General features: G+C 67.8%; 20 protein-coding genes. 8 read left to right on the forward strand and 12 right to left on the reverse strand.

What is annotated here, in order from left to right; translation table 11 throughout:
- The first annotated feature begins 12 nt into the window (after positions 1-12).
- On the forward strand, positions 13-1,335 hold the full coding sequence (locus tag AC5Y4S_RS12080; protein WP_500032996.1) for a cytochrome P450: 1,323 nt from the start codon (positions 13-15) through the stop codon (positions 1,333-1,335).
- On the opposite strand, the gene AC5Y4S_RS12085 is transcribed toward AC5Y4S_RS12080, so the two are convergent.
- Genes AC5Y4S_RS12085 through AC5Y4S_RS12095 form a run of 3 tightly spaced genes read right to left on the reverse strand, consistent with a single transcriptional unit; the run spans position 1,286 to position 3,093 of the window.
- The gene (locus tag AC5Y4S_RS12085) at positions 1,286-2,026 is read right to left on the reverse strand and encodes a DUF427 domain-containing protein (protein ID WP_500033305.1); all 741 of its coding nucleotides are present in this window, start codon (positions 2,024-2,026) and stop codon (positions 1,286-1,288) included. The two genes, AC5Y4S_RS12080 and AC5Y4S_RS12085, sit on opposite strands and share 50 nt — an antisense overlap.
- Positions 2,027-2,049: 23 nt before the next feature.
- On the reverse strand, positions 2,050-2,325 hold the full coding sequence (locus AC5Y4S_RS12090; protein WP_068104395.1) for a DUF6295 family protein: 276 nt from the start codon (positions 2,323-2,325) through the stop codon (positions 2,050-2,052).
- 12 nt (positions 2,326-2,337) lie between these two features.
- Positions 2,338-3,093: a dienelactone hydrolase family protein gene (locus tag AC5Y4S_RS12095; protein ID WP_068179544.1), complete on the reverse strand. Its 756-nt coding sequence runs from the start codon at positions 3,091-3,093 to the stop codon at positions 2,338-2,340.
- Between the two features lie 238 nt (positions 3,094-3,331).
- On the opposite strand from AC5Y4S_RS12095, the gene AC5Y4S_RS12100 reads away from it, so the two are divergent.
- On the forward strand, positions 3,332-3,976 hold the full coding sequence (locus AC5Y4S_RS12100) for a response regulator (protein ID WP_500033306.1): 645 nt from the start codon (positions 3,332-3,334) through the stop codon (positions 3,974-3,976).
- A gap of 2 nt (positions 3,977-3,978) precedes the next feature.
- Here the strand turns inward: AC5Y4S_RS12100 and AC5Y4S_RS12105 are convergent, their stop codons facing one another.
- A complete protein-coding gene (locus AC5Y4S_RS12105; RefSeq protein ID WP_500032997.1) occupies positions 3,979-4,587 on the reverse strand; it encodes a sigma-70 family RNA polymerase sigma factor in 609 nt (202 codons plus the stop codon).
- Between the two features lie 259 nt (positions 4,588-4,846).
- Here AC5Y4S_RS12105 and AC5Y4S_RS12110 point away from each other — a divergent pair, with 259 nt between their 5' ends.
- Positions 4,847-5,227, forward strand: coding sequence for a response regulator (locus AC5Y4S_RS12110; RefSeq protein ID WP_500032998.1), 381 nt, complete (start codon positions 4,847-4,849; stop codon positions 5,225-5,227).
- 119 nt (positions 5,228-5,346) lie between these two features.
- The gene (locus AC5Y4S_RS12115; protein WP_500032999.1) at positions 5,347-6,540 is read left to right on the forward strand and encodes a S1C family serine protease; all 1,194 of its coding nucleotides are present in this window, start codon (positions 5,347-5,349) and stop codon (positions 6,538-6,540) included.
- Between the two features lie 58 nt (positions 6,541-6,598).
- Here the strand turns inward: AC5Y4S_RS12115 and AC5Y4S_RS12120 are convergent, their stop codons facing one another.
- The 3 genes from AC5Y4S_RS12120 to AC5Y4S_RS12130 all read right to left on the reverse strand — a co-directional run bounded on the left by AC5Y4S_RS12120 (position 6,599) and on the right by AC5Y4S_RS12130 (position 14,051).
- Positions 6,599-8,197, reverse strand: a complete 1,599-nt coding sequence (locus tag AC5Y4S_RS12120) for a GAF domain-containing sensor histidine kinase (RefSeq protein ID WP_500033000.1) — start codon at positions 8,195-8,197, stop codon at positions 6,599-6,601.
- 245 nt (positions 8,198-8,442) lie between these two features.
- The gene (locus AC5Y4S_RS12125; RefSeq protein WP_500033001.1) at positions 8,443-13,377 is read right to left on the reverse strand and encodes an AAA family ATPase; all 4,935 of its coding nucleotides are present in this window, start codon (positions 13,375-13,377) and stop codon (positions 8,443-8,445) included.
- A gap of 68 nt (positions 13,378-13,445) precedes the next feature.
- Positions 13,446-14,051 (reverse strand): carboxymuconolactone decarboxylase family protein, encoded by a 606-nt coding sequence (locus tag AC5Y4S_RS12130; protein ID WP_500033002.1) that lies wholly within the window; start codon positions 14,049-14,051, stop codon positions 13,446-13,448.
- Positions 14,052-14,386: 335 nt separating this feature from the next.
- Here AC5Y4S_RS12130 and AC5Y4S_RS12135 point away from each other — a divergent pair, with 335 nt between their 5' ends.
- A complete protein-coding gene (locus tag AC5Y4S_RS12135; RefSeq protein ID WP_500033003.1) occupies positions 14,387-14,686 on the forward strand; it encodes a PE family protein in 300 nt (99 codons plus the stop codon).
- Positions 14,687-14,698: 12 nt separating this feature from the next.
- On the forward strand, positions 14,699-15,829 hold the full coding sequence (locus AC5Y4S_RS12140; RefSeq protein ID WP_500033004.1) for a PPE family protein: 1,131 nt from the start codon (positions 14,699-14,701) through the stop codon (positions 15,827-15,829).
- 534 nt (positions 15,830-16,363) lie between these two features.
- Here the strand turns inward: AC5Y4S_RS12140 and AC5Y4S_RS12145 are convergent.
- The 5 genes from AC5Y4S_RS12145 to AC5Y4S_RS12165 form a co-directional block, all read right to left on the reverse strand.
- The gene (locus tag AC5Y4S_RS12145; RefSeq protein WP_500033005.1) at positions 16,364-16,954 is read right to left on the reverse strand and encodes a hypothetical protein; all 591 of its coding nucleotides are present in this window, start codon (positions 16,952-16,954) and stop codon (positions 16,364-16,366) included.
- Between the two features lie 84 nt (positions 16,955-17,038).
- Complete coding sequence (locus tag AC5Y4S_RS12150) at positions 17,039-17,935, reverse strand: hypothetical protein (protein WP_500033006.1); 897 nt, start codon at positions 17,933-17,935, stop codon at positions 17,039-17,041.
- Complete coding sequence (gene mhpA / locus AC5Y4S_RS12155) at positions 17,932-19,521, reverse strand: bifunctional 3-(3-hydroxy-phenyl)propionate/3-hydroxycinnamic acid hydroxylase MhpA (protein WP_500033007.1); 1,590 nt, start codon at positions 19,519-19,521, stop codon at positions 17,932-17,934. The genes AC5Y4S_RS12150 and mhpA overlap by 4 nt, the downstream gene beginning before the upstream one ends.
- Complete coding sequence (locus AC5Y4S_RS12160) at positions 19,518-20,435, reverse strand: fumarylacetoacetate hydrolase family protein (protein ID WP_500033008.1); 918 nt, start codon at positions 20,433-20,435, stop codon at positions 19,518-19,520. Before AC5Y4S_RS12160 ends, mhpA begins: the two co-directional genes overlap by 4 nt.
- A 38-nt stretch (positions 20,436-20,473) precedes the next feature.
- Positions 20,474-21,619, reverse strand: a complete 1,146-nt coding sequence (locus AC5Y4S_RS12165; RefSeq protein ID WP_500033009.1) for a VOC family protein — start codon at positions 21,617-21,619, stop codon at positions 20,474-20,476.
- A gap of 388 nt (positions 21,620-22,007) precedes the next feature.
- Between AC5Y4S_RS12165 and AC5Y4S_RS12170 the strand changes: the two genes are divergently transcribed.
- Entirely contained in the window at positions 22,008-22,466 is a 459-nt protein-coding gene (locus AC5Y4S_RS12170; RefSeq protein ID WP_500033010.1) for an MmpS family transport accessory protein, read from the forward strand.
- Positions 22,463-25,408 (forward strand): MMPL/RND family transporter, encoded by a 2,946-nt coding sequence (locus AC5Y4S_RS12175; protein ID WP_500033011.1) that lies wholly within the window; start codon positions 22,463-22,465, stop codon positions 25,406-25,408. The genes AC5Y4S_RS12170 and AC5Y4S_RS12175 overlap by 4 nt, the downstream gene beginning before the upstream one ends.
- Positions 25,409-25,607 lie beyond the last annotated feature (199 nt).

A 25,607-nucleotide genomic window follows, 5' to 3' on the forward strand; every position in this document is an offset into this window, starting at 1 on the left:
CGCGTACGTCTCTTGCGCGACTGGACGCGGTCGCTGCGCGTCGGACTCGATCCCGAGTCCTACTTTCGTCACTGCGCCGACCGTCGCGACCCGTTTGTGGTGATGTTCCCGGGTCTCGGCCCCGTGCACTTCGTCACGACTGCGCACGACGCTCGCCAACTTTTGACGACGCCGCGCGAGGGCCTGTGCGCGCCGACGCCCAACCCGATCGAGCCGATCGTGGGGCCGGATTCGGTGATCTTGACCTCCGGCGAGCACCATCGCAGGCAGCGCCGCCTGCTGTCGCCGGCGTTTCACGGCGCCCAGATGCGCCGGCGTTCGGACGCGATCGCCCAAGCGGTGCTCGCCGAGGTGGAGTCGTGGCGCCCCGGTGACCGGGTGGCGCTGCATCGCACCACCCAGGCGATCACGCTGCGCATCATCATCGAGACGGTGCTGGGGGTGGACCAGGAGCGCACCGAAGAGTACGCCGGCGTGGTGTCCGCGCTGATGAACGCGAACACCGCGTCGCTGCTGTTGCTGCCAGCCCTGCGCAGAAACTTCGCCGGACTTGGCCCGTGGGCCCGGCTGGTGCGCCTGCGCACCGAATTCCAGAGCATGCTGGCCGGCCAGATGGAGCGTGGCCGCAGCTGTCCCGGTGACGATGCGGTGCTGGGCGACCTGTTGCGCGAAAACGACCACGCGCGATCGGGTCTCGACGACGACGACCTCCACCAGCAGCTGCGGACCATGGTGATCGCCGGCCACGACACCACGGCCGCGGCGCTGGCGTGGGCGCTGTACCACATTCACCGCGACACCGGCATCCGCGCGCGACTCGTCGACGAGCTCGCCGCCGGTCCCGCGCCGCACGACATGCCAAAACTGCCCTATCTGTCCGCGATCCTCAACGAGACGCTGCGGATGCACCCCGCGGTGCCGATCGTGTTGCGCAAGCTCATCGAACCGCAATCCATCGGATCGGTGCGGTATCGCGCTGGCGACATCGTCGGGATCGCGTTGCCCGCCATACATTTCAGCGCCGAACTGTGGGACGACCCCTACCGGTTCGATCCCGATCGGTTTCTCGTCGACAAACCGACACCGCTCGAGTACCTGCCCTTCGGCGGCGGGCACCGGCGCTGCCTGGGGGCGGCCTTCGCGAACTACGAGATGGCCGTCGCGGTGGGCACCATCATGCGCTCGGCGGAGCTGAGCATGCCGCGGCGAGAGCGCCGCAGGCGCCCGCCCCGCTCGGTGCCGCGCGGCATCGCCGTCGTCCCGCGGCGCGACGTGAAGCTCCTGGTCAGCCGAACTGCGTCTGCGGCCGGGGCAACGCGACGCCGTCGACGGTGATGTCGATCTTCTCGTTGTAGAAGGCCACCAGCCCGGCGATTTGGTAGACCGCCGGCAGCGGGTAGTGATACGTCCACGCCAGATCCGGATGCGCGGTATCGCCCACCCGCACCGACCAATAGCCGGACGTCACGCCCTTGTACGGGCAGAGCGTCTGGGTCGGGCTGGGTTCAAGGTGCTCGAACGCGACGTCGGTCGGGTCGATGTAATACCTTGTGGGCAGGCCGGTTTCGAACAGCAGCACCGGGGATCCGGTGTCGGCGAGGGTGATTCCGTCCAGCTCGACGCGGACATGGCGGTGCGAGCGCAGCGCGTCGACCCGCGAATAAGGGTTGCGCGGGTGGCCGTAGATCGGTTCGTCTTCCTCGAACCACCGCAACGGATCCCATTCGAATCGCACGGTGCCCGCCACCGGGCCGTCGCCGTCGTCGAACACCCGCGCCGCCGACGGATGGGTCTGGTCCTTGCCGACCAGCGAGTACAGCCGAGACGGACCGAGTTGCACCTTCTGCGGGTGGTCCTCGTCGCGCAGGAACTCCGTACGGACATCCACCAGCGGCACGTAATACGCTGGGTAATAAGGCAATTCCCACACATAGCGGGCCGCGGTGGTGTCGAAGACCAGGTCGTGGCCGAGATAACCGCGGACCCGGCGCGGCGCGGGCTCGATGCGCCCGCGGGTGGCGGCCATCTGCGGGTAGCCCCGCTCGGGGCTCACGGCTGGTCCTTCGAGGCCAGCCCGGCCGGCGCATTCGCGATCGCTTTGTGGATGGCGTCGGCCAGCGCGAGGGCGCTCTCCTCGGTGAGTTCGAGCGCGACGCGCGCCGCGGGGCCCAGCTCCGGGTTGATCACGTCGATGTTGACCGTGTGGCCGTAGGGCGCGTGGACGGGATGGTCGACGTACACCGTGGCGCGGCTGGCGCCGAACCAGCCGCTCTTTCCCTTGCCGCTGCCGTCGATCCGCACGTGTTCGGTGAGGTATGTGCACATGGGCTGGGACGCCTAGCCTTTCAGGTGGGTGGCGAAGAATTCGTCGATGCGCCGCCAGCCGTCGACGGCCGCCTCCGGCCGGTACGCCGGCCGGTCGACGGAGAAGAACGAATGGCCCGCACCCTCGTAGGAGTGGAACTCGTGCGGCTTGTCGAACTTGGTCAGCTCGGCGTCCAGGGTGGCCACGGCGGGCGGCGCCGGGAACCGGTCGTCGGCCCCGAACAGCCCAAGGAGCGGGCAGCTCAGCTTCGGCGCCAGGTGCAGAATCGGCTGCATGGCCTTGGGCATGCCCTCCGGTAGGTCCTCCACGATGAACGCGCCGTAGCAGTCCACCGCGGCGTCGAACGGCAGCGAGCACGCCGCCAGGTACGCGTGCCGCCCGCCCGAGCAGTGCCCGATGACGCCGAACTTCCCGTTGGCGCCCGGCAAGGATCGCAGGTGCTCGACCGCGCCGGCGACGTCGCCGACCAGACGCTCGTCGGGCACCCCGCCGGCGGCCCGCACCGTCGCGGCGGCGTCGTCGGGCGCGGCGCCCGGCGCCTCGCGCGAATACAGGTTGGGGGCGACGGCGTGATAGCCGCTGACCGCGAGCCGCCGCACGAACTCCTTGGTTTCCCGGTCGTAGCCGGGCATGTGGTGGATCCACACGATGCCGCCGCGCGACCCTTCGGCCAGTGGCGACGCACGGTAGGCCTCGATCTCGTCGCCGCCGTGGCCGGTGATGGTGATGGTTTCCGCACGGATCGCGTCCGGGCTGGGTGCGTTCATCGCAACTCCTCGAGGGGCTGGCTCCGACGGAACCCAACGTAGCCGAGTCGCGCCATGGCAGGGCCGACCCGTCCTGACGACGCGGAATGTCAGGCGTCGCCACCCGACTCCAAGGCCCGCGTAATTGCTGGAAAACGGACAAAGCAAGAGGCAAGATGGTTCCTCAGCGGCGATGCGGAAGGACACGGCATTGACAACGGAAACAAGCGCCGCCGAGGCGGGCAGCGAGCCGGCCCCGCTGCGCGCGGTGGTGGCCGACGACGAAACCCTGCTGCGGGAGGGACTGGCCAGCCTGCTGGACCGCTCCGGATTCAGTGTCGTCGGTCAGGTGGGCAACGCGGTCGAGCTGCTGGCGCTGGTGCGCAACACCACTCCTGACGTGGTGGTGGTGGACATCCGGATGCCGCCCACGCACACGACGGAAGGTCTCGAGGCCGCACGGGTGATCCGCGAGGAACTTCCCGACACCGGGATTCTGGTGCTGTCGGCGCATGTGGATGTGGAGCACGCGATGGAGTTGCTCGCCAGCGGTCGCGGCATCGGCTATCTGCTCAAGAGCCGCGTCACCGATGTCGCCGACTTTGTCGACACCTTGCAGCGGATCGCCAAAGGAGCTTCGGTGGTCGACCCCGCGGTGGTGCAGGAGCTGGTGTCCGGGCGGCGCCGAGACGATCCGCTGTCGGCGTTGTCCCCGCGCGAGTTGGAGGTGCTGGAGCTGATGGCCGAGGGCCGCTCCAACGCCGGCATCGCACGACGGCTCTGGGTGACGGAGGGGACGGTGGAAAAGCACGTCCGCAGCATCCTCACCAAACTCGGGCTGCCGGAAACCGACGACGACCACCGTCGCGTCCGCGCGGTCATCACATTTCTCGACTCACGCTGACGTTACGCCGTTTGCACCAGTTCCCTTGACGCGCCGCGGGCTTGGCCGTGGTGCGACTGACCGAGCATCCCGCGCAGCCGCCGCCGTCCCCGATGCAGCCGGGACACAACGGTGCCGACCGGTGCGTTCATCATCGCGGCGATCTCCTTGCATGGCATGCCCTGTACATCCGCGTAGTACACCGTGGCGCGGAACTGCTCGGGAAGGGCACGCATCGCGGCGATGACGTCCTGATCGCCGAAGCGCTTGAGGGCCTGATCTTCCGCCGAGGGCAGACCCGTGCCCGAGTGTGCGGCGCTCGTCAGGTAGTGGATATCCGTGATTCCCTCAGGCGGATGCTGTACCGGCCGGCGTTGCGCCTTGCGGCAGTTGCTGATGTGGGTGTTGGCCAGGATGCGATACAGCCAGGCCGAGATGTTGCTCTCCGGCCGGAAGGAGTCAAAGGCCGCGAAGGCCTTCGCCATCGTGTCCTGGACGAGATCCTCCGCGTCGGCGTGGTGCCGGGTCATCCGCAGCGCATGCCGGTGCAGGTCGCCGAGCAGGGGCGTGACTTGGCTTTCGAACCCGGCCCCGGGCTCCGCATGGGCAGTCAATTCCGCTGGCAGGGTCATGGTGCGCCTTTCGTGTCGCGGGCTGAACGGCGCCTTATCGGCGCGTATCGGGTCAAAGCCTTACGATTGCCGCTGCGCCGACCCGCGTCTGCACCGCTGGCAACCGTAGGGCGTTGCCGTCAGCCGCAGTCCAGGCATTACCGGTAGCCGGTAGCAACCGGCCGACTCACGACGCCGTCCCGGCGAAACCTTCCCGAACCGCCATAGATTTCCTGCTAGCCTCCATGCGATCGGGTCGCGCGTACCCCACACTGAACTGGTGACTGCTGGTGCGCGAACGCGTTGCGTGATTGTCGATGACAATCGCGACTTCCTCGATGCCGCGACGCGGTTGCTCGAGCGTCAGGGCATCGACGTGGTCGCCGTGGCAAACTCCTCCGCGGAAGGGCTCAAATGTGTCGAGGACCTGCGGCCCGACGTGACACTCGTCGATATCGATCTGGGCGAGGAGAGCGGCTTCGAGGTCGTCGAGATGCTGCACAGCAACGGGTTTGGCTTCGAGGTGCCGACCATCCTGATCTCCACGCACGCCGAAGAGGATTTCTCTGAGTTGGTCGCGGCCAGCCCGGCTTTGGCCTTCATTCCCAAGTCCGCCCTGTCGGGTGCCGCCATCCGCAAAGCCGTCGGGCATGCCGGCTGAATACCCGCTAGCGCCGTATACCGATTGGCGTTGCCGGTAACGACACGCGCGGTTATCCCCGCCATGCTGGAACGCGAAAGCGATTCGCGCGCAGGTGAACAGGAAGTGGGGACGCACGCATGTCAGTTGACTACGGCTGCCGATGCGTGTCACCGACGTACCCGAGCTGCCCGTCGCAACGGGCGACTGCGGCGCCAACGGGCAGGCGGGCGCTGGCCCGCGGCGCCTCGCTGGTCGCCCGGGTTCTCGAGGTCGCCGTCTTCCTGGCGACGGTCGTCACCGCCATTGCCCTGCTTGCGCATCCCCTCGCCGTCGGCAGCCCCTCGCAGGAATCCGGTCCCGCGCTGACGGTGCCGTATTCCGGGCCCTCCTCGATCGAGCAGGTCGCCGCAAAGGTGTTGCCGAGCGTGGTGACCCTGCAACTTCACAACGGCAACGAGTCTCGGCTGGGTTCAGGGGTGATTCTCTCCGCGGACGGGCTGATCCTGACCAACAACCACGTCGTCGCTGCGATGAGCGGTGCGGGGCACCCCCCGACGAACGCGGTCGTGACCCTGTATGACGGCCGCAGCGCGCCGTTCGACGTGATCGCCACCGACCCCAAGAGCGATATTGCGATCGGGCGGGCGCGGGACGTTTCGGGGCTGACCGCGATCTCGATCGGCTCGTCGGCCAGCCTGCGCGTCGGTCAAGCGGTGGTGGCCGTCGGATCTCCGCTCGGTTTGCGCGGCACTGTCACTGCCGGCATCGTCAGCGCGCTGAACCGCCTGATCCGGCCCGCAACCGACCCCAACCTTCCGATGAGCGCTTTCTACGCGATCCAGACCGACGCCGCGATCAACCCGGGCAATTCGGGCGGCGCGCTCGTCGACATGGACGGCGCACTGGTCGGAATAAACGCGGCCGAGGGGGTGGTGCCCGGCGCTGAGGACGCGGGCATTGCGGCGCACGGATCGATCGGACTCAATTACGCGATTCCCGTCGATCACGCCAGCCGCATCGCGGCCGAACTGGTCGCCACCGGTCAGGCGTCGCATGGCTGGCTGGGGGTAGAGGCGGCCGGCGACGCCGGCGGCCACGGCGCCCGGGTCACCCGGGTGCTGGCCGGTGGCCCGGCCGCGGCGGCCGGGCTGCCGGAGGGCGCGCTGATTACCAAAGTCGACGGCCAAACCATCGACAGCGGTGACACCCTGATCGCCGCGGTTCAATCCAAGGAACCCGGCGCCTCGGTGACGCTCGCTTTCGCCGACAGCGTGGGCATTCCCATGACCGCGCAGGCCACCCTCGGCACCGACCGGAATGGTCAGCGCTAGCCCGTGCGTGCGCGTGCTGAGCGCAGACTCGACGCGGACCGCCCCGGCCCATTGACGTTCATGCGCAAGGGATCTCGGCCCTCAGCGCGGTGCCCTCACCCTTGGGGCTGGTGATGTCCAGGCGGCCGCCCAGCGCCTCCACCCGGTCCTTCAAGCCGATGAGCCCAGATCCGCTGGCATCCGCGCCGCCGATCCCGTCATCGACGATCGAGAGGCGCACCAACGCGTCCTCGATGTCGACGGTGACGTCGACCCGTGAGGCGCAGGCATGCTTGGCGGCGTTGGTCAACGATTCCGCCACAACGTAATAGACAGCCACCTCAAGGGACTCGGGCAACCGACGCTCGCCGTCAAGTACCAGCTCAACGGGCATGGGGCCGCCCCGGCACAACGCACGCAGCGCCGGACCGAGGCCGGCATTGGACAGCACGGCCGGATGGATGCCGCGAGACAACTGGCGCAACTCCTCACTGGCCGACGCGAGATCTTGCCCCAAGACGGCGATGTCGCACCGCAAGGCGCTGTCGGCAGGCAGCGACTCCTGCACCGCCTGAATGCGCATCCTCAATGTGACGAGTCGTTGCTGCGCACCGTCGTGCAGATTGCGTTCGATACGACGCCTCGCCTCGTCGGCGGCGGTGACGATGCGCGCTCGGGAAGCCATGAGCTCGTCGCGCGCTTGCGCGTTCGCGATCGCCGTGGCCACCAACTCGGCGAAATCCGCGAGGCGCGCTTCCGTTTCGGGTGCCAGCGGTTCCGGGCCGGAAGTGGCGATGATCGCCGCTCCCCACAATCTCCCGTCGACCTCGATGGGCGCGCCCACCGCCGACCGGAGGCCCACAGCGCGCACCGCGGCGGCAATCGGACCGGCCGCGCCGTCGTGGCTGTCCATCCGAGCCGTCGTCCCGGTGCGGAAAATCATCGTGCCGACGTTGTCGCCTTCGAGGGAGAACACCTCACCGACCGGGATCTTCTCAAGCCGAACTCGGTCGTACGCCGCGACCACTTCGCACGAGTCGTCGCCCGAATAGCGCACCAGAATGCAGTTGTCCGCCGCGAACACGTTGGCCACTTCGTCTGCGACCGCGGTGAATACCTCGGCGGGTGCCACGCCCCGGGCGACCAGCGTCGCCACCCTGCGCAGAGCGGCCTGGCGCCGAGCCAGCTCGCTGACCTGATCTGCCGCGCGCCGGGTTTCCAAGGCGCGGCACCGGGCCAGGCCGGCGAGCGCGTTCGCAAGCAGCGCGATGGGCAAAAACACCGCAAGCGGCAGGAGACCCGCGGGGCTGGCCGGCAGCCACCTGCCGTCCGCGCCGAGGTGGACCTCGAGGTACACCACGGCGCTCACCAGGGTGGTCAGCACCGCGAGCCGGGTGTCCCAGCCCCACGAAGCAACAAGAACGCCGAAGAGATACACCGCCCCGAGGGTCTCGTGGGGCGCCACCGAGGCAAGCAGCCGCACCACAATTGTCTCGGCGACGATCAACGCCGCGGCCACAGCAACGCCGGCCCAGAGCGGCGCGCCGACGACCATCCACGTCCGCGGCCAGCGTCGGCCTGGCGGCTGGGCCCGGCCGGGGGATCGGATGGTCGACTCGTCGGCGGCGAGATCGGATCCGTGAACGAGCCGAGGAGGCTTGAGGTCAGTCACCGGCATCGGGCTTCCGCAGTGCCGCACGGATGCGCCGGTGCCCGCCTGCGTGACGAACCTGGCGCCATCTCATAGCGAAACTCCATCCCGGCGACGTCGGCACTGGCGGCGCGGGATGCTGTGCGTCGGGTAGTGGGGCGCCGTGCTCCAGTCTGGGCTCGGGCGCAGCGCCGCACATCGAAGCTGGCTGCAAGGGCCCGATACCGGCCAGCAGGTAGGCGCGCGATCGCCGCTTCGGTCAAGCGGGTTGGTCACGCCTGCGCGCCCGCATCGGGGCTTGGCACCGGGAAATCGACGCGTATCGTGGTGCCCGCCCCGATCGGGCTTCGCAGATCGATCTGCCCGCCCAGCGCCTCGGCGCGGTCCTTGAGGCCGACCAGCCCCGTGCCTCCGGTGAAGTCCGCGCCGCCAACACCGTCGTCAGAGACCTCGATGCGTAGGCGGCCGGCGGGGAGGTCCAAAGCCACGGTCACCGTGATGGTGTCAGCGCGTGAATGCTTGACCGCGTTGGTCAATGCCTCGGCGATGATGTAGTAGGCGCTGACCTCGACCTGATCGGGCAGCCGCCCCGTCACGTCCAGCTGGAGCTGAGCGGGGACGGGCGAGCGTCGGATCAGCGCGTGCAAGGCGGGTTTGAGCCCGCCCCTGGTGAGGACGGCAGGATGGATGCCGCGGGACAGCTCGCGCAGGGCATCGAGTGCATCGGTGGCTTGCCCTGCCGCACGGTCGAGTTGCTTCGCCAGCTCACCGTCGGGCGCCACCTCTTCGCGCATCATGCGCAGATACATCGCGAGGGAAACGAGCTGCTGTTGCGCACCGTCGTGCAGGTCACGTTCGATGCGACGGCGGGCCTGGTCGGCAGCGGCGACGATCCGCGCGCGTGAGGCGCTGAGCTGGTCATAGAGCTGCGCGTTGTCGAGGGAGACGGCCAGTTGGCCGGCGATGAGTTTGACGGCGTCAAGACGCTCGGTCGTGAAGGCACCGCGGATGAGGCGATTCTCAAGCAGCAGCACCGCCTGCAGCGTGCCGCGGTTGACGACCGGGAGGGCCAGCAGCGAACAACAATCGACATCGGTGAAGTACGGGTCGCGGGCGAATCGGTCATCTCGCATCGCGTCGTCGACGACCAGCGGTTCACGCAGCCGCTGCAGGTAGCGGAGCACCGATAGCGGGACCTTCTGTTGGCGTTCGAGTGTCTCAAGAGGCGCCTTGCCGCCCTCCGGCGCGGGCAGCAGCCAGGCTTGCCGCTCGTCGTTCCACAGCACCAGCTGAACGACGTTTGCGCCCGTCATCGCCCTCAGTACCTGGACCACCCGGGCGTGCAGGGGCTCGATGCTGGTCTGCGAACTCAGCGCCTGCGACACCGACAAAATGCCGAGGAGGTCAATGGTTCCGCTGCTCACCGCCGCGTGGCGCGCGCCCGCGTCGAGCGTCTGATCGCCGGCCGTTTCGGTGCCCGGTCGCAGGGTCGGGTAAGCCCAATCCAACTGCTTGACTTTGGCGGTGGAACCCCAGGCGAGGTGGTCCTGGCGGGCCTGGGCAAGCAGTTCGTACCCGGCTTGTTCGACGCCGTGGGCAAGAAAGAACAAGGCGGCGCGTTCGATGATCAGGGCCCTATGCCAGGGCCGTTGGCGCTGGCGGGCCTCGCGGCGGGCGGCGTCGAAAGCGAGGACCGCGGCGCGGAAATCGCCTGCGGCCCAGGCTCTTTCGGCATCCAACAGCCGGACCAGGTGCAGGAAGTTGACGGGCGCGTCTGCGGCGCGTTCGGCCAACCACCGGGTCACCTCGTCCAGTTCCGACAGGGCTTCGTCGCGGTCGAGACCCTTTGCGGTCCGGGCCTGTTCGGCCACGGCGAGACCGCGCAGCAGCCTCGCTATCGCGGTCAGGTAGATGCCCGGGGCGGCGGGCAGCAGTGGCATCACCTGTTCGGTGTGACGAGCAAGGCTGACGAAATCGCCGAAGATGGCGGCGACGATGGCGCATGCGATGCGCGAGAAGAGTTGCGCCACCGCATTGTCGGCGTGCCGTTGGATGAGGTCCAACTCACCGGCTGTGGCCGAGCCTTCCCCGCGCAGTGCGCCCGCCAACCAGCGGTAGATGTCAAGCGATTCGCCGCTTTGTTCGCTGCCGGTCCGGCGCACGAAGGCGAGCCCCGCATCGAGCTCCGCGACAACGCTTTCCAGCGCCGGCGCGCAATCCATGAGTCCCGCCACGGCGTGGTGGTAGCTGTAGCCCGCGTTGGCCAGGTCGCCCCCCGCAGTCAGCCCCTCGCGCGCGCGCCGGGCCGCGCGAAGGCTGTTCTCGAGCGGCTCGAACCAGCAGGCCAGCACCGAGAACATCAAGCGTGCTTGCGAGGTGTCGGGCTCGTAGCCGCGGGCCTCGCCAAGGGCGAGAATCCGCTGCAAAGCCCGATATGCGGCGGCGTAGTCACCGAGCGCTATGGCAGCGAAGGCGGCGGTGCTGGCCGGGCCGAGCAAGGTCCGTGCGGGCCCGTGCTCGCGCCAGATGCGCAGCGCCTCCATGCACAGCCACCCGTGCAAGGCCAGGTTCCCCTCGAAGTAAGCCGTCGGCAGGATCGCGTTGATCAGACTGGTGGCGGCGAGCACCGTGGGGTCGCTGATCGCGGGCCGGGCCATCCCATCGCTGGATTCGGCATGCTCCAGCCACTTGTAAAGGTGGCCGAAGTGGTCGACGAGTTCGGCGGGTAGCGCGTCGGCAGCCGGCACCGAGACGCCGAATTGGCGCAGCGCGTCCACGCCGAGCTCGATTGCGTCCGTGAATCGGTTCCGGTGGGTGAGGCTGCGCACCTGCACCACCATCGCCTCGGCGCGGTCGAGTGCCGTTTTCGACAGTTGCTCGATGGTGCGGTACTCCTCGTCGGCGGCATCGAGGCGCCCGATGCTGTACAGAGCGGCGTGGCGCCCGGTGTGCACCTCGATGAGCGTGGCGCGCTCGGCCGGAGCGATGAGTCGCAGCGCGGCAGAGAGCAGGGTGTTGACCAGCCAGTGGTTCCCGACGAGCGACGCCTGTTCGGCGGCGCGCCGTAACAACGTCACCACCGCAGGGCGTTCCGCGGGATCCCGGACGGCGTCGATCACCGGCAGGTACTGCTCGGCGGCGACGGCGAAGAACCCCGGCACGTCGGCGAGTCGTCGGGCCATGGCAAGCTGCAGCCCGCGTCGGTGGTCCGGGTCGAGCCGGTCCAGGATCACCTCGCGGATGCGGTCGTGCCGGAACCGCACGGCCTGACGCGCGCCGGCCTCGATAACCAGCAGTCCCTCGTCGAGCGCGGGTATCAGCTGCTGGTCCACCAGCTGTGGGGGCTCGCCGGTCGCGGCTGCCAACACGCGCAGTCCGACTCGGCCGCCTACACACGCCATCGCCTCGAGCACCTGTCGAGTCGCGGGCGCCATCGCGTCGACGCGCGCCCCCAAGAGCTCGGCGACTCCGGAGTGACCCAAGTGGGCGCGCACCGACGCGTCGTCCCAGCACCATCCGGTCGCGGTCGCCGTCAACACCTCCCGGCGGCGCAGCGCGTTGATGAATTCGACTGTCTCATAAGGGTTTCCGCCAGTGCGCGGCTGGATCATGTCCACCAGCCTGCCGGCCGCGGCCGGGTCCACGTGCAGTATCTCGGCGACCATGGTGACCGAACTGGGCACAGACAGGTTGTCCAGTCGCAGGTGTACTACGTCGGGTCGATCACACCAGCGGGCCACGGGCGCGGCCAGTGGATGGGTGGCGTCCACCTCGTTGTCGCGATACGCGGCGACCAGCAACAGCCCCGCTATGGGCTCCTCGCTGAGCAGCAGGTCGATGAAGCCCAGCGGTGTCGGCCCTGCCCACTGCAGGTCGTCGGCGAATAGCACCAAAGGCCGCGTCGGCGAGGCGACCGCGCGCAACATGTCCACGCCCGCGCGCTGTGATCGCACTTCCGCGGTCAGCGGATCGCCCGCGTCCGGCGGCACACCCAGGAGCGCCGCGAACTCCGGCGATGTCGCGGTCGCCAGACCAGCGTTCGTGCCGACCGCGTCCAAGATCCGCGCGCGCACCGCGGCCAGCTCATCGTCGGGCTCGGCCAACAGCAGCCGGCCCAGCGCGCACGAGGCCTGATAGAGGGCGTCGAACTCCAGGTCGCGGCGATAGGGGTCGAACTTGCCGGCCGCGAACCAGCCATCTCCGGCGGTGACCACCGGCCGCAGTTGATCGATCAACGCCGTCTTGCCCACCCCCGGTGCCCCACCGACTAATACCGCCCGACAACGCCCAGCCGACGCCTCATCGAACGCCGCACGCAGCGCCGCCTCCTCGTCATCGCGACCGACCAGTCGCGACGGTGGCAGCAATCGCAGGGGAAAATCCCGCGCGCCGACCCGGGGCGCAGCCGCGCTCGACGCACCGGGGACGCGCGCTTGCCGTAAGTCGTGAAGCACGCCCTCGGCCGACTGATAGCGCTCGTCGGGCTCCTTTTCCAGCAGATGCATGATGATCGCCGACAACACCGCGGGCAGCGCCGGATTGACCTTGTTGGGCGGCAGGGGCACCCGTGCCAAGTGGTCGTGCGTGAGCCGCAACGGATCTCCCGAACCGAAAGGCGGTCCACCGGTGCTCAACTCATACAAGGTCGCGCCCAGCGCATACAAATCGGCTCGCTGATCGACGGGACGACCTGTTCGTCCTGTTTGCTCGGGCGCCACGTACTCGAGCGAGCCGACGATCTGGCTGTGGTGGGTGAATTCCGGCCGAATCTCACCGAGAGACATCGCCAACCCGAACCCGACCAGGCAGGGCCCGCTGTCGGGCGACGTCACGATGTTGGCGGGGCAGATGTCACGATGGATCACGCCGCGGCGATGCATACCGGCAACCGCCCCGGCCAATGCCGCCGCAAGGTCGATCAGGTCGTCCGCCCCGACCGGCTTTACCGCCTCCGCAAGGCTTGCCCGCCCGGCGTCGGCAAGGGTGATCGACGCGGGATATCGCGGCGCGTCCAGCAGCTGCGCCACACCGGTCACCCCGCGCAGTCGCTCCAGAACAGCGACCTCGTGTTCCAGTCGGCGCTGCGCGTCCGGCCCCAACGGCTGTTTGCGGATGACGGTGCCGTCCGCCACGAAAAGCCGCTCCACCCGTGCTCGCGGGCTTTCGTTGACTTTCTCGCCAACCAGCGTGTCCACGCCATCAGCCATCGACTACCTCACACAGGCCGTACCCGCTTCTCACCTAACACCCTTCTGCGCCGGATGTCTCCCGTGTATTAACTGCTCAACGGGCGCGGCGTGGGTATCTCGAAGACGTTGAGGATCGCGCAGACCGTGTGGTAGATGCCGGTCAGCACCGCCACCTCCAGCACCCCAGCGGCACCGAGCAATGCCTCGGCCTCGCGGTAGAGCGCCTCGTCGAGCCGATGCTCGGTCGACAGCGCGCGGGCGACGCGATGGACTACCGCCTCGTCCGCGGTGAGGGTCGCCGGCAGCGAGCCGTCGGCCAGCGTCCGCACGGCATCGTCGGGCAGGCCGACCTGGCGGGCAACGGCGCAATGCGCGTACAGCTCGTAGGGAGCCCGCCAGACGGCCCCGACCGTCAAGATGATGACCTCCCTGCTGCGCTTGCTCAGCGAGGTGTTCTTCTGCTCGGCGACCGACAGGCCGAGAAAGGCCGAGGAGATGGCCGGGGTGAGCAGGGCCGGGTTGAACGGACCGATCAGCCGGCCATCCTCGGTGCCGGCCCGGAACTTGGCGGCGTTCGCCCACGGGACCGCGACGCCCATCAGCCAATCGTAGAGCTTCCGCTGCTCTGGATCGAGCGCCTCCGCCTCGTAGAGGGGAAGGCGTCCGCCCAGGCCGCCGCCGTCAAAGGACATGATTCTCTTCGCCTTTCGCCGCTGCCCGGCGCACCGTTGCGGTGCGCAATCGCCCACGTCTTGTCCTCAGCATGCCGCGCCGGCACCCGCCGTGTCGTTACGGGCAACGGGAATCCGGACCCCCGGGCAGCCGGTAGCGCGTCGGCGTTGTGAACCGAATCACCGGCCATCGCAACGTAGCTCGGTCAGCATGATCGACCAGTCGGCGAATGCTATTACGGCTAGCAGGAAGTCAGGTCGGATGCTAGCGCCGACGACATCCGCGCACCGCCTCCGCAATGCTATGCGTTGAGCTTGCTGGAAACATCACCAAACCGGCACGGGGAGAAGGAAACATGTCGTTCGTCATCGCGCAGCCCGAAGCGCTGAACGCCGCGGCGGGGCACCTGGCGGCGCTCGGTTCGGCGTTGATCGCCTCGAATTCGACTGCGGCGGAGCCCACTACGGGCGTGGTCCCAGCCGCCGCCGACGAGGTGTCGGCGCTCACGGCGGCCGCGTTCACCGCGCACGGGGTGCTGTACCAGGAGGTCGGCGCGCAGGCGGACGCCATACACCAGCTTTTTGTTTCTACGTTGCAGGCCTCCGCCGGTTCCTACGCCGCCACTGACGCCGCCAACGCGGCCGCCGCAGGCTGATCGGGACGCGCCATGGACTTCGGAGCCCTGCCCCCGGAAATCAACAGTGGCCGAATCTATTCGGGTCCGGGTTCGGGGCCGATGCTGGACGCCGCGGCCGCCTGGCAAAAGCTGGCCGCAGATCTCTACTCGACGGCTGCCTCCTACACCGCGGTGATATCGAGGCTGACCGCCGACGGGTGGCGCGGTCCGACTTCGGCATCGATGGCCGCGGCCGCCGGGGCGTACGCGGCATGGCTGGGCGGTGCGGCCACACAAGCCGAGCAGGCGGCCACCCAGGCTCAGGCCGCCGCGTCGGCCTTCGAGTCGGCGTTCGCGGCCACGGTGCCACCGCCGCTGATCGCGGCGAACCGCGCCCAGCTGGCGGCGCTGGTTGCGACCAACTTCCTGGGGATCAACACCGCGGCCATCATGGCGACCGAGGCGCAATATGCCGAGATGTGGGCACAGGACGCGGCCGCCATGTACGGGTACGCCGGATCGTCGGCCGCCGCGGCGACGCTCACCCCGTTCACCGAACCACCGCAGAACACCAACCCCGCCGGCTTGAGCGCGCAGAGCGCCGCCGTCTCCAAATCCATAGCCAGTTCGAGCGGGCCGTCGATCGACACGATCGTCCAGCAAATCCTCGCCGACATTAACGATGCGCTAGCGCCCGACCACATCAACTCCGGCATCAGCGCGTTCGCGACGATCCCCTCCATCATCTTGGCGGCGGCCTCGCTGTTCAACTCGGGCTCGACCGCGGCCGACTCGACCGCCGCCGCACTGACCGACGTGAGCGCCGGACTGACCCAGGTGGCAAGCACTCTCGGCTCGATGGGACCGGCATTGGGCCCCGCCCAGCTCGGCGGATCGGTAGCCGCCCAGATGGGACGGGCGCCCGCCCTTGGCACGCTATCGGTGCCGCCGAGTTGGGGCACCCTCACCTCCGCGACATCCGGCGTTTCAAAAGCCTTGCCGGTCAACCTGGTCAGCGAAACCGATCTCGGGGATCTGGCCCCCCCGGTGAGCCTGGCAGGCGCGCCCGCGACCCTGGCGGCGGGCGCGGCGTCGCGCGGCCGGGCGGCGGCCGCCGACGGCACGACCCTGCGATCGTTGATGCGGCCCAACATGCTTCCGCGTCGAAGCTACATCGGATAATGGCGGGGAATCCCGTCCCCTGAGTAACCGTTTTACTTCGGCGGCTGTGCTCGCCCGCTAGGGCTGGTAACGCAGGCGCTTTCGGGCGCCGCGGGCCGACCGGTGCCGGATAAGTAGCCGTAGCGACGGATGAAGCGGGCCACCAGCGGGCTGGGTGTTGCGGTCATCGCCAAGGCACCTCCTGGTGGCGCTCGACGACGGTCCGGCTGTCATGCAGGGCCCACGCGACGGTGTTCAGCAGGAGCAGCGCCAGCAGCACGGTTATGATCAGCATTGGCCGATCCCGCCTTTCTCGTCGGTGTCACGTCCGGTCGGCCGCAACCGCCCGGCATCCTTGCGCCGCAGACGCTTTCGTGCCGCCCGCGGCCTTCACACTTCCAGCATCGCGCGCGAGCCTCGAGCTGTCGTCCCTGCTGACGGCCGTGCCGGGTTCCGGCTAGCTGCACTCGACCGGGCGCTCAAACACAATCGGAAACCGGCGCACACACGCGTGCCTGTCACCACCGTCAGGGCGTGAAAGACCCTGCGGCCGCGTCAGTTCAGGGGGAACTGATCGCTGTTGAGTTTCTCGCGTAGCACACGACGGTAACGCGACCACACCGGTACGTAGAGGCCGAGCTCCCTGCGCGCGGCCTGCACCACGTCTTGGCGCTTGACCTTGTCGTTTTCGTAAACCTTGAGCGCCTCGCGCTGCCCCTCGGGCATGCTTTCCAGCCACAAGTCGAGTCGCCCGGTCAAACCCTCGTCGGTTTCGACCTGCCGCACCCATTCCGCCAGTTGGACAGACTGCTGATACGCGTAGGCGATGGCGAGGTCGGCGGTCTTGAAGTTGCCGGTCAGAGCAAGCTCGCTGATGACCCAGTCGATCGCCTCGGCCTTGTCAGCGAGCGCTTCCCGTCGGACGTCGGGCGGCAACGCCTTGAGGATCTCCAGGTCCCTGCCAATCCTCAAGGCCTCGCTGTACAGCTTCTTCATCTCCTCGTAGTGGAAGCGCTTGTGCTGCGACCTTCGGTCGAGCGAACCGGTGCCGAAGGCAATGATACCGGCCAGCACGACGAAGGCGCCGCCCAGCAGTGTGCCCTGTCCCGGTGTTATGTTGTGCCACAAGTCAATCCACGCGCTCAATCCCATTACCTCTCATGACGGCGAGCAGACGCGGAATCGCATCCCCGGGGGTGGCCCGGTGCGATTCCGCGTCTGCTCGCGGGCCTAGATCTCCGCCAAGGCAAGACCCGTCAGGCCGAAGCCCAGGTGCACCAGCTCCGTGTCGACTCCGGTGTCGAGGTTGACGTAGCGGATGCCGCCCCCGAGGTCGCCGACGAAGAACTCTGTTTCGGAGATTGCCGCGACGCCGATCGCCTCGTGGTATCCGCGGGAGAGGATCTCCGGTGTACCGACGCCCGGCTGCACCACTGCCCGGTTGAGCGTGTTGCCGTCGGGCTCGGCGCCCCGATCCGTCCAAACCAGCGTCGCGTCACCGAACAGGTGCAGGTCGATCGGTTCCGGCAGGTCCTTGAACAGCAGCTCGACGTCGTCGCGGTGCTGCGGGTCGGCGCCGTCCGGCAGGTCGAGCGGTGCCCGAAAGATCCTGCCCTCGCCCGCCTTTGGCGCACCCTTCTGCGTCCAATACAGCAGCCGGCGACCCAGGTCGACGGCGATGCCGACGCAGTGGTTGGCGATCGTGCGTGCGGCCTCGTCGCCCACCGCCGGCACCACCAGCGGGCGCAGGTCGCTGCCGTCGAGGTTGCAGGTCAACACTTGCATGCCCTCGCGGTCGCACCAGTACAGCACCCCTGCCTCGAAATCGGCGGCGAGCTGCTTGCCGGTCGCGAACGCCCCGCGGGGCACGATCGTGACGCGGTTGGTGCCGTCGAGATCGGCGCGCTCCACTGAGCCGTTACGGGCGTACGCAGCTTCCGAACGTGGGCCGCTCCCGGGGTCGGGAGCGCCCATGTTCGTCCAGTACACGTGGCCGCGCGACTGGTCGACAACGATGCCGTCGGCCCGCTCGTCGAGCCCGGTTATCAGGGTCCGCACGCGGGTGCCGTCAAGGGACACGGCCTGCATCTCCTGCTTGCCGTCGTTGAGCACCAGCAGCTCGGTCATCGGAGCTCGCTTTCGGCTTCCGCGGCCTGGCCGACGGAGAACGACGGCACGGCCTCAACGATCGCCCGAATGTCCTTGCCGGCCTGCATGACCGCGCCGTCCGGTCGGACGATCGCGGCGGACGCCCGGCCCGCCCGAAGCCACTTGCCGAGTTGGCTGTCGCGCGGGACGGAAACCAGGACGGCCCCTCGGCTGTCGAGCTCCTTGTGTTGCGTCGGGCTCACCCACGCCGACGTGATCAGCGCGAAGCGGTTGCCAATGATCTGGTCGAGGCGCAGTCCATCACGCAGCACCGGGTTAGGGCACAGCGTTCCGGCCAGCTGTCCCGGCACGCGGGACTTGACCACCAACTCCGATCGGTGCAGCCCGGGCGCGACGCCATCGGCGGCGCTGGTGCGAGTTCCCGGCAGCCGGAAGTTCTGCAGCCGCGGGAACACCACCTTGCGGACAAGGTCGCCGGCCGTGCCGCCCCCGGTCATCGCCGCCCCGACCGACACGGCCATCATGATCATGGCGGCCGCATGGGCCTTGCGCTCCTGCTCGTAGGTGTCCAGCACGCTCTCCGGGAGCGAATCGCCCAGCACGCCAGCGATTTTCCAGGTCAGGTTCAGTGCGTCACGCAGACCAGCCGCCATGCCCTGGCCGACGAACGGCGGCGTGAGGTGGGCGGCGTCGCCGAGCACGAACACGTTGCGATCCCGCCAGCTGCTGGCCACCTGCGCACGGAAGGTGTAGGCGGTGACGCGCACCAGCTTGAGTTGGTCCGCCGGCACGTCGCCCAGCCACGGCTTGATCAACGGCTCGATGTGCTCGATGGTCTGGTAGTCGGCGGCGCTCTCCCCGTCGAGAAGCCGGAATTCCCAGCGGTAGCGGGTCTGTCCGACCCGCATGTAGGTACCGGCACGCTCGAGGCTGCACAGCTGGTGGCAACCCTCCCATTGGTTGAGCTCGGCATCGGTGTCGACGTCGATGACGATCCACTCCTGCTGGAACGGCAACCCGTACATGTGCGAGCCGATCGACGCCCGGACGATGCTGTTGGCGCCGTCACAGCCCAGCAAGTAGCTAGCCTCCACGGACTGCTGGCCGCCGCGCACCCGGTCGAGGAAACTCACCCGCACCTTGCCGTGTTTGTTCTGGGTGACGCTGGTGACCTCGACATCGCCCCGCAACGTCACGTGCGGGTACCGCTTGAGGTTGGTGCGCATCATCCCTTCCAACTCGGGCTGGTCGAACATGTTCATCTGCGGGTAGCCGTTGGCGCTGGGCTGGGTGCTGCGCTTGAGCTCCGCCAGCACCCGGAAGTCCTTGTCCAGCAACCGAAGACCCTCGGCCGCCCGCCGGTGGGCGGCGAACTCATCGCCGATGCCCAGCCTGGCCAGGATCCGGTAGATCTCGTCGTCGGCGTGCACCGCCCGCGGCAGCGGGTAGACGGTCTCGTGCCGGTCGAGCACCAGCGTCGGAATCCCGTACTGGCCAAACAGCGTGGCCGCGGTGATGCCGGTGGGGCCGGCGCCGACGATGATCACCGGCACGTAGTCCGGCAGTGAGCCCGGATTCGAATTTGCATTGATGCGTACGTTCATGCGTAGACCACCTTGTTGCGTTGCGTGCCCAGGTCGATTACGCCGTCGTCAGTGGCCACCGTGGCCTCCACGACGTCACCGTGGTGCAGGTAGTTGGGGTTCTTCGCCTGTCCGGCAAGGAATGTCATCAGGTCCATCTGGTGTGGGTTCTCGACCCCGCGCGCGGTGAGCGCGGTCCCGACCGGCGTGCCGGTGAGTACCAGGTCGCCGGCGTCGAGCTTTTGGAACTTCGCCAGCGCCTGCAGCGCCTGCACCGGTGAGAAGAGCATGTCGCCCTCCACCACCATGTTCTGGCGCAACTCGCCGTTGACCCGCAGCTGCAGCCGCAGGTCGCCGAAGCGCTTGAGTTCGTCGGCATCGACCAGCACCACGGCCGGCCCCACCGGGGTGAACGTCGGATATGACTTCGACTCGAAGAACTGGGCTTTGGTCAGCTGCACGTCGCGTGCCGACACGTCGTTCGTCACGACGAGCCCGTGCACGAAGTCGGCCAGGTTGTCCTCGGTCACCTCGGTGCCCACGGGAACCTCGCGGCCGATCAGGAGGCCGATCTCCAACTCGTAGTCCAGCAGCTGCACGTGAGCGGGCTTGACGATGTCACCGAACGGGCCGGTGACGGAGCCAGAAGCCTTGCGGAAGAACGTCAGTGGCGTCTTGGCCGGGTCGCGCCCGACGTCACGCACGTGCGAGGCGTAGTTGGTGGCCTGAGCCACCAGGCGGCACGGGGTCGTGACGGGCGAGACCAGCTCCAGATTCGCCGTCGGCACGGTGTCGGCCGAGTGCTGAGCAGCCTCAATCGCGACGCGGTCGGCAAGCACCCCGGCAGTGGTGGTCGCGTGAGTGCGGATGCGGGCGGCGCCGTTGGGCGTCTGCACCCACCATGCCTCGGCGGTGCGCAGTATCGAGACGGTCATTGCAAGGTCCTTACTCTTCTCGGAATGGGTTGTGGTTATTAGGAATTGCCTACGGCGAACAGCCCGCGCAGCGCGGACAGGTCGAACTCGTTGTCGTGGCGCAGCGCGTCGACCATGAGGGCGACCTCGCGCGCGGTCTCTTTCGGGGTGCCTACGCCGAGGAAGTCCTTGCTCGGCGGCGGACCCCACTGGTACAGGCCGGAGGCGGTCAGCGGCGCCCAGCCCGGCTCCAGCGTGTTGTCGAACATGTCGCCGTCGGCGTAGTGCTCGACCAGGAAGTCGCCCTCCGGGTCGCGCCAGTAGTCGAACAACTGGCTGCCCTGGATGTGCCGGCCGATCCCCCACGAGCGGAAATAGCCTTGCTCGCGCAGGAATTCGCCGCCGGCGGCCAACGCGTCCAGGTCTGCCACCTGGTAGGCCGAGTGCACGTAGCGGTGGGTCGGGCCCAGCGCCATGGCCAGGGTGTGGTGGTCGGCCGGGGTGGAGCCGCGGTCGCAGCGGATGAAGCTCATGACGGGTCCGCGCTCACGCTGGCCCGGGTAGTAGCAGAAGTCGCTGACGATGAGCCCCAGGTGGTCCAGGTACCAATTCAGCGCCTCGATGTACTTCGGGGTCTGCAGCACGATGTGTCCGAGGCGCTGCACCCGGGCGGGCACCCGCGGTGGCCGCTGGGTGACGTTCGCCCGGACGGTGTCGTGGCTGGCCCCGAAGTTGAACACGTGGGGCTTCTGCGAGGGCAGCTCGGGCCGCTCGTGAACGCCGTACACCACCCGCAGCGGGATGCCGCTGGGGTCGACCAGGTCGACCGTGACCCCACCCAGGCTTTCGGGCAGCGCACGCACGGTGGTGCCGGTCGCGTCGGCCAACCGCAGCAGGTCCGACTGCTCGGCGGCGACGAAGGCCGGGCCGACGAAGCGTGAGCGGTGTGCACGCCGGATCAGCACGCAGGGCGCGCCGGCGTCGCTGCCGCGCAGGTGCAGCTCGTCGTCGGTGCGCAGCGCGACGCTGAACCCGAACGCCGCCGCGAATTCCTCGGCCTTCTTGAGGTCCGGCTTTTCGAACTCCAGCCAGACGACGTCGTGGACCTTGATCACCGGGTTGGCCGAGCGCCCCGGGTGCTCGCCGCGTCGCGCGCCCTCCTCGCTGTGCAGCCCGTTGTGGGCGCCGATGAGTTGGTCAGTCATTGCTTGCTCCTAAACAGAAGTGTTCGAAAAGTCCTCAAAGCCAAGGCTTTCGGTGGGCGCACCTCCGCGCACCACACTCCCACCAAGCATGGCGCCGCCGCGGAGGCCTGTCGTTGTGGCTGACGGCAATCGTCATACCCTGCTAGCCGGTATCCGCGCTTCCGACGAATCGTCAGTGTTGAATTGGACGGCAGACAAACTCGGAAGGTCCTCGGAGAAACGCCGTTAGATTGCGCAACTAAATCAGATAGCGCTCACTACTTTTGGCGGTTTACTATGCACACACAATCGAATCTCAAGGTCCGGGAAAGGTCGAGAGACCCGCCTTGGACGCTTGCCTCCATTGACGCGCCGGTGTAGACGGTTCCCGAGGAGGAGGAGGATCGACATGAGCGCCAGACCCAAACGGCGAGACAACATGCGCGTCCTCGGGAATCTTTGGCGGCCGCTCGTCATCATCGCCGTGCTCGCGGTCGTCGCTTACGGCGTCAACACCGTCCGGAACAACAGCGAAGCCATCAGCCATCCGGCCACGGCGAGCAGCATCCCCGCCACGGTCGTGCAGATCAATCCCAAGAACGTCACCTACGAGGCGTACGGCACCCTCGGCGGTGGCGGGAAGCTGGTGTACGCCGACCTGGACAGCAAGCCGGTCGAAGTCAGGCTGGCCGCGCTGCCGTGGTCGGTCTCGCAGACGACGATGTCCCCGTCGGCGACGCTGAGTCTCGTGATGCAAGTCGACGGGGACTCGGCGGGGTGCCGCATCCTCGTCGACGGAAAGGTACGCGACGAGCATGAGGTCTCCCACCAGAGCGCCGCCGTCGCGTGCACGGTGACCGCGGCATGAGCGAGGAGACGCCCACCGGGCCCATCAGGACCGAGGAACCGGACGAGGAACCGGCCGCGGCCGGCGAACCGGTCAAGCGACCCCTTCTCGCGAGACTGTGTCGCCAGTTCGCGGTGCCGATCGTCCTGTTCTGGGTGCTGCTGGGGATCGTGGTGAACGTGTTCGTGCCCTCCATCGAGGAGAACACCAAGGCCAACGCCAAGGCGCTCGTCCCCCGGGATTCCCCGTCGTCGCAGGCCGCACTGGTCCAGGGGCACGCGTTCCGCGAGTCCGACTACACGAGCGCCGTCGTCGTCCTTCTCGAGACCGACGGCCGCAAGCTCGACGACCAGGATCACAAGTACTACGACGAACTGGTCCGCCGACTGCGCGACGACAAGCAACACGTGCAGTCACTGCTGGACCTCTGGGGCAAGCCGGTGACGAAGTCAGGGCAGCAAAGCGCGGACGCCGAGGCCGCCACGCTGACCGTCCGCCCGACCGGGGACACCGGTGACGCCACGTCGAGCCGCTCGATCGACGCCATCAGGGACATCGTGGCGAAGGTGCCCAAACCGCACGGCCTCAGGTCCTATGTCACCGGACCGGCCGCGCTCAACACCGACACGCTCGACGCGGCCGATGCCAGCATGTTCACGCTCACGATCGTCTCGGTGATCGTCATCATCATCATGCTGCTGCTCGCCTACCGCTCGGTCGCCCGAGCCCTCATCCCGCTGGTGGGCGTGCTCCTCATTTTGGCGACGGCGCGCGGCGTCGTCTCGTTCCTCGTCGGCCTGCACGTCCTGGGCATCTCGTCGTTCGCGATGAACATGCTGGTAGCCCTGGTCCTGGGCGTCGCCACCGACTACGGCATCTTTTTCATCGGCCGATACAACGAAGCGCGTCGGGCGGGACACGACAAGGAATCCGCCTACTACGAATCGGTGGCGAACACGTCGCACGTCATCCTCGGGTCGGGCATGGCGATCTCCGGGTCGACGCTGTGCCTGAGCCTGACGAAACTGAACTACTTCCGCACCCTGGGGCCGCCCTGCTTCGTGGGGATGGTCGTCGCGGTGGTCGCCGCCCTCACCCTCGGGCCCGCGATGCTCACGCTCGGCGGCCGCATCAAATGGTTGCAGCAGATCAGCCCGGCAAGCCCGATGTGGCGCCGCCTGGGGACCGCGATCACCCGGTGGCCGGCCGCGTTCATCTTCGTCGCCCTGCTCGTCGTCCCGTTCTGCGTCATGAATCTCGCCACCTACAAGGTGAGCTACAACGACCGCGATTTCGCGCCCGACACGGTCGAGTCCGTCAAAGGTTATGCGGCCGCCGACCGGCACTTCCCCTCGAGTGAGCTGTCCGCTGACAGCCTCTACGTGAGCGCGGATCACGACATGCGCAACACGACCGATTTGATAACCCTGGACCGGATCGCCAAGACGATCCTGCGTGTTCCCGGCATCTCCATGGTGCAGGGCATCACCCGGCCGAACGGCCGGCCCCTGGAACACGCGTCGCTTCCCTACTCCCTGGGGTCGATGGGAACGAAGATCGGTGAGAACCTCGCGTTCTTCAAGGATCGGGTCGCCGACATCGACACGACGGCAGACCACATGGGCAGGCTCATCGAGGAAACCACCCAGTTGGAACAGCTCACCGGCCGGCTCGAGGAGCTCACCAGCCAGTTGACCGGGGGCACCCACCTTTCCTTTGAAGCCACCGAACGGATGCGCGCCATCACCGACGAGGTCCGAGACAACCTCGCGAACGTCGACGACTTCTTCCGGCCACTGCGCAGCTACCTCTATTGGGAGAGGCATTGCTACGACATCCCGATCTGCTGGGCCATCCGGTCGCTGAACGAGACGGTCGACAACGTCGACCAGGTGAGCGAACAGCTCGGCAACCTGGTGAAGGGACTCGCGATCATCGACACGGTCACCCCGCAGATGGTCCCCCAGATGCACGCCATGGTCGAACACATGGGAACGATGGCCAAGGAGATGCGGGCGATGCAGTCGCTGACAATGGCGACGCAAAGCACGCTGCACGCCATGATTCCCCAGATGGAAGTCATGATTCACCCGATGATCGACATGGCGCAGGCATTCGACAACGCGAAGAACGACGACTTCTTCTTCCTGCCGCCGGAGTCGCTCGAAACCGAGAATTTCAAGGTCGGTCTCGAATTTTTCATGACCCCCGACGGAAAAGGCGCGCGCTTCTCGATTTTCCATGAGGGCGAGGCGATGAGCCCGGCGGGCATCCAGCAGACGCGGAATGCCACGACCGCCGCCCACGAAGCCATCAAGCAAACGGCGCTCTCGAACGCGAAATTGGACATGGCCGGCGCCTCACCGACCTACCGCGACGTGGAGGACTTCTCCCACAACGACCTCATCCTCATGATGCTCGCGACGTTCGGGCTGGTGTTCGTCATCGTGTTGGTCATCACCAGGGCACTGGTCGGATCCATCCTGGTGCTCGTCATCGTCGTGCTGTCGTTCGCCGGTTCGCTGGGATTGGCCTCATTGATCTGGGAGACACTCCTTGGCACACAACTGCATTGGCTTAACGTCCCAATCGCGTTCATCGTGCTGGTGGGGGTGGGTTGCGACTACAACCTGCTGCTGCTGTCCCGGTACCGGGAGGAGCTCGACGCGGGCATCGCGACCGGCATGATCCGCGCGATCGCCGGTTCCCTGAGCGTCGCGGTGACGGCGGCCCTGGTCCTCGCCGGCACGATGCTGGCGCTGCTTTCCAGCGACGTGAAGAACATCGGGCAGGCCGGGTCGACGATCGCGATCGGACTGGTCTTCGACATGTTCATCATGCGGCTGTGCCTGGTGATGCCGCTCGCCCGCGTGCTCGGCCCGTGGTTCTGGTGGCCGCAACGGGTGTCGGCCCGGCCGAGGGGCGTTTCCGCAGCGAAAACTCCGGCCGTTCCGCCGCTCTGAGGCGGCCGCCCGATTGACGCCTCAAAGGGGCCGAAAACACATACATTCCTGGATCGACCGGAACGTCTGCCCACAGTGAATGCACCGCATGCGGCCGGATCGGGCGAGCCTGCGGGCCGCCGTGCGCACCCATTTGCGGTAATGAACCGAGCACACCGAACGGTGACCACCGCAGGGCGAGTGACGTATTGCGAGCCAG

The sequence above is a fragment of the Mycobacterium sp. NGS64 genome (assembly GCF_059812245.1).

Coding starts and splice junctions, on each gene's coding strand:
- AC5Y4S_RS12085 (WP_500033305.1), bottom strand. CDS start 2,026: ATGGCCGCCACCCGCGGGCGCATCGAGCCCGCGCCGCGCCGGGTCCGC.
- AC5Y4S_RS12090 (WP_068104395.1), bottom strand. CDS start 2,325: ATGTGCACATACCTCACCGAACACGTGCGGATCGACGGCAGCGGCAAG.
- AC5Y4S_RS12095 (WP_068179544.1), bottom strand. CDS start 3,093: ATGAACGCACCCAGCCCGGACGCGATCCGTGCGGAAACCATCACCATC.
- AC5Y4S_RS12105 (WP_500032997.1), bottom strand. CDS start 4,587: ATGACCCTGCCAGCGGAATTGACTGCCCATGCGGAGCCCGGGGCCGGG.
- AC5Y4S_RS12115 (WP_500032999.1), top strand. CDS start 5,347: ATGTCAGTTGACTACGGCTGCCGATGCGTGTCACCGACGTACCCGAGC.
- AC5Y4S_RS12120 (WP_500033000.1), bottom strand. CDS start 8,197: ATGCCGGTGACTGACCTCAAGCCTCCTCGGCTCGTTCACGGATCCGAT.
- AC5Y4S_RS12125 (WP_500033001.1), bottom strand. CDS start 13,377: ATGGCTGATGGCGTGGACACGCTGGTTGGCGAGAAAGTCAACGAAAGC.
- AC5Y4S_RS12130 (WP_500033002.1), bottom strand. CDS start 14,051: ATGTCCTTTGACGGCGGCGGCCTGGGCGGACGCCTTCCCCTCTACGAG.
- AC5Y4S_RS12135 (WP_500033003.1), top strand. CDS start 14,387: ATGTCGTTCGTCATCGCGCAGCCCGAAGCGCTGAACGCCGCGGCGGGG.
- AC5Y4S_RS12140 (WP_500033004.1), top strand. CDS start 14,699: ATGGACTTCGGAGCCCTGCCCCCGGAAATCAACAGTGGCCGAATCTAT.
- AC5Y4S_RS12150 (WP_500033006.1), bottom strand. CDS start 17,935: ATGACCGAGCTGCTGGTGCTCAACGACGGCAAGCAGGAGATGCAGGCC.
- mhpA (WP_500033007.1), bottom strand. CDS start 19,521: ATGAACGTACGCATCAATGCAAATTCGAATCCGGGCTCACTGCCGGAC.
- AC5Y4S_RS12160 (WP_500033008.1), bottom strand. CDS start 20,435: ATGACCGTCTCGATACTGCGCACCGCCGAGGCATGGTGGGTGCAGACG.
- AC5Y4S_RS12165 (WP_500033009.1), bottom strand. CDS start 21,619: ATGACTGACCAACTCATCGGCGCCCACAACGGGCTGCACAGCGAGGAG.
- AC5Y4S_RS12170 (WP_500033010.1), top strand. CDS start 22,008: ATGAGCGCCAGACCCAAACGGCGAGACAACATGCGCGTCCTCGGGAAT.
- AC5Y4S_RS12175 (WP_500033011.1), top strand. CDS start 22,463: ATGAGCGAGGAGACGCCCACCGGGCCCATCAGGACCGAGGAACCGGAC.